A 3141-nucleotide genomic window follows, 5' to 3' on the forward strand; every position below is an offset into this window, starting at 1 on the left:
CTCCCAGTCGTGCAATGGAGCCTGTATTCTAACGCATTTTGTAAACACCCTCTTAAGCCGGCTTGCGGAAATGCATCACGCCCCAGGCGAGATAGCCGTTGCTGCCGGCGTCCACCCAGTGCTGCAAGCCCTGGAGCATGCGGTCGATGTAAGCGTCCGATACCTTGCCGGCGAGGGACTCACGCTCGGCCCGCAGCACGGCGGCGACGCGGCCGTAGTGATTTACGAGCTGGTGGGTCATGTCGACGATCTCGACCTCTTCCCACCCGAGGCGCCGTGCCTGCTCCCTATAGAAGGCGAAGGAGCCGAGGCTGGAGAGGTGAATGCGGTCCAGGACCGGCTGCAGCACGCCCTGGGGGCAGTTATCGGCCTGCATCGGGTCGGTGAAGACGAATTCACCGCCAGGCCTCAGCACCCGGTCCACCTCGTCCATGACCTTGTCCCGATGCCCAGAATGCAGAATCGCATCTTGGGACCAGGCGGCGTCGAAGGTGCTGTTCTCGGCGGGCACCTGTTCGAAGCTGCCGTCGACCACCTCGATGAGCTGGTCGACGCCCTGCTCGCGGTTCATTTGGCGGTCGCGCGCGTTTTCGGCCTCGCTCAGGTTCAGCGCCAGCACCTGACAGCCGAAGCGCTTGGCGAGCCAGCGCGCGGCTCCGCCGTAGCCTGCACCCAGATCAACCAGCCGCGCGCCGGGGGCAGCGAGCTTGTCTTTGATACGGTCGGCCATGAAAGCGACGGTGCGCTCGGAGGCGTCCTTGATGGCGTCGTCCGGACCCTCGTAGAGCCCGATGTGGATGTCCTCGCCGCCCCAGACGTGGAAGTAGAAGTTGTCCGCGTCCTCACTGTTGTAGTACTCACGGGCGGTCTGAACGACGTCGGAGTAGTTGGCTTGGCTCATCTGGACACTCATATCAGGACACCTGTCGATATTCTTTCTCGGCCACGTGGATGAAGAAGTCCGGCTCGCTTTCGCGATAGGTCTCTTGGAAGTCGCCGTAGGTGTCAACGCGCTGGAAGCCCACCTCTCGCATCAGGCCCTGCACATAGCGCTTGCGCAGCGGGAACATGTTGAGATGGAAGGTGGAGCCGTCTTGGAAGCTGTACTTGAACCGGGCCAGGGTGTCGTCCACGTGCTCCGGCTCGGCGCGAACGTTGTCGCCGCAGTAGTAGTAGTTGTGGGTAGGCTGCACTTGGTGGTCCAGCAAGGCATCATAGTTGCGCTGGTCCAGAATCAGGATACCGTCGTGCTTGAGGGTGGCGTAGAACTCCGCGAGCGCCTTGCGCCGATCGTTATCCTCGTGCAGATGCGTGAAGGAGTTCCCGAGGCAGATCACGGCATCGTACAGATCGTGCACGCTGCGGTTCAGCCAGCGCCAGTCGGCATGGATGGTGCGCAGGATATGGCCCTGGCGACGGGCGTTCTCGAAGGCCTTGGCGAGCATCACCGGACTGCCGTCGGCGCTGGTGACCTCGAAGCCGGCCTTCAGCAGCTGCACCGAGTGATAGCCGGTGCCGGTGGCGACGTCCAGCACCTTCTTGGCGCCGCGCTCACGCAGTTGCTGGATGAAGAATTGGCCCTCGGCGGCGGCGCGACCATCCCAGTCGATAAGCTCGTCCCATTTGTCGACGAAGGACTCGACGTACTCTTCCTGATATTTTTCGGACTCACGCACGGCGAGCGGATCATCGCCGTAGTCCTGTCGTGCCGGGATATCGGTCCGAACATTCGGTTGCATAGCTCGTCCTCTTGGTGTCGATTGGCAGGCGGCCGGACGGCGTGCGCCATTGGCGGGCGCCCGACTCGCCGCCGACCCGCTCGGGTCAGTCAGCTCTGCAGCGCCCACCAGCGGCGCAGGCACCGTGTATTGGCGGCGCGGCCGCGTTTGCCCTGGAACGGGCACAGTGCTCATTCGGCTTGAGCACGCGTTCAAACAGCCACTACCTTGGGGATGCATGGCGCCCGCGCTGCATCAAACACGCTCGGCGCCGGACAGCAATTGCGTAGAATACTACTTAGAACCCGAACGAACGCAAGCCCCCAACGCACTGCTCAACTCGAAAGAAAGAACCTAAAATTCAGAATAGGAATTAAAAAACAGATACTTAAAGAAATATCGGGCAACTACAAAAAAATCGGAACTATTTTGTGAGCGAAATATTACAGCCGCAGCAGGAGCCCCAGCCGAGCGATGGCCGCGGCCCGTTTGACTCAGACCGGACCGCAGAGGTACTCGTGGCGTTGCGCCGGGTGATCCGCGCGGTGGATCTTCACTCGCGGGCGCTGGTGCGCAGCCACGGGCTGACAGCACCCCAGGCGCTGGTTCTGAAGGAGATCGCCGCCGCCGGCGAGCTGCCGGTGGGGACCGTGGCCCAGCGTGTGAATCTGAGCCACGCGACCATCACGGACATCGTGAACCGTCTGGAGCGGCGCGGCCTCGTGGTGCGCGCCCGGAGCGAGACAGACCGACGTCGGGTGCTGGTACGCGCCACGCCGGAGGCCTCGCAGACGCTGAAGCGTGCCCCGCCGTTGTTGCAAGATGCCTTCGCGGCCCGCTTCGGCAAGCTGGCGGATTGGGAGCAGACGCTGCTACTGGCCTCACTTCAGCGCATCGCGGCCCTGATGGATGCCGAGCGACTTGATGCGGCGCCGGTTCTCGCCGCCGGCACCATGGAAGACACCATGGAGAGCACTGCTGCAGCGGAGCCGACGCCCGCGGCCGGTGCTGAGGAGACTTCGGAGGCGGGGTCGTCGCAAACTTAGATGCCCCTGCTGCGACAACCGTTGCGCACGTACTGAAGCTGCCGAGCTGAGCACGCTCCGACCATAGCGGAGTTGGCCGGGTCTATTGGGCCCCGGCGGCGCCTACGGCACCCTGGAGTGCCCAGGGCACCCGCAACGCAGGCTGGATGAGTCAAGTGATTGCGTCACACAAAAGAAAAGGCCCCGGGCAACGCCCGAGGCCTGTCCGGCATAGCCCCGTCCCCCAATGACCAGCCGGCTGAATCGTCGGCTTGATCGATTCCTAGGGAGATGCTGATTTATTGGGCTTCCTGCCCAAAAATCAGACGGAGCCGGGCCTGTGCAGACATTGGGCGGTTTCCCGGCTCCCTCATTTTCAGCGACTTGCGTCGCCGAAA

Annotated in this window: 3 protein-coding genes; 1 reads left to right on the forward strand and 2 read right to left on the reverse strand. The window is 63.0% G+C overall.

What is annotated here, in order from left to right; translation table 11 throughout:
- Positions 1 to 52: 52 nt before the first annotated feature.
- Both I6U14_RS07615 and I6U14_RS07620 read right to left on the reverse strand, forming a co-directional pair.
- Positions 53 to 901: a methyltransferase domain-containing protein gene (locus I6U14_RS07615; protein WP_296898191.1), complete on the reverse strand. Its 849-nt coding sequence runs from the start codon at positions 899 to 901 to the stop codon at positions 53 to 55.
- A 13-nt stretch (positions 902 to 914) separates the two neighbouring features.
- A complete protein-coding gene (locus tag I6U14_RS07620) occupies positions 915 to 1739 on the reverse strand; it encodes a class I SAM-dependent methyltransferase (protein WP_296898192.1) in 825 nt (274 codons plus the stop codon).
- 410 nt (positions 1740 to 2149) lie between these two features.
- Between I6U14_RS07620 and I6U14_RS07625 the strand changes: the two genes are divergently transcribed.
- Positions 2150 to 2764, forward strand: a complete 615-nt coding sequence (locus I6U14_RS07625) for a MarR family winged helix-turn-helix transcriptional regulator (RefSeq protein ID WP_296898194.1) — start codon at positions 2150 to 2152, stop codon at positions 2762 to 2764.
- Positions 2765 to 3141: the final 377 nt, after the last annotated feature.

It is taken from the genome of Thiohalocapsa sp. (assembly GCF_019695415.1).
Classification (GTDB): domain Bacteria; phylum Pseudomonadota; class Gammaproteobacteria; order Chromatiales; family Chromatiaceae; genus Thiohalocapsa.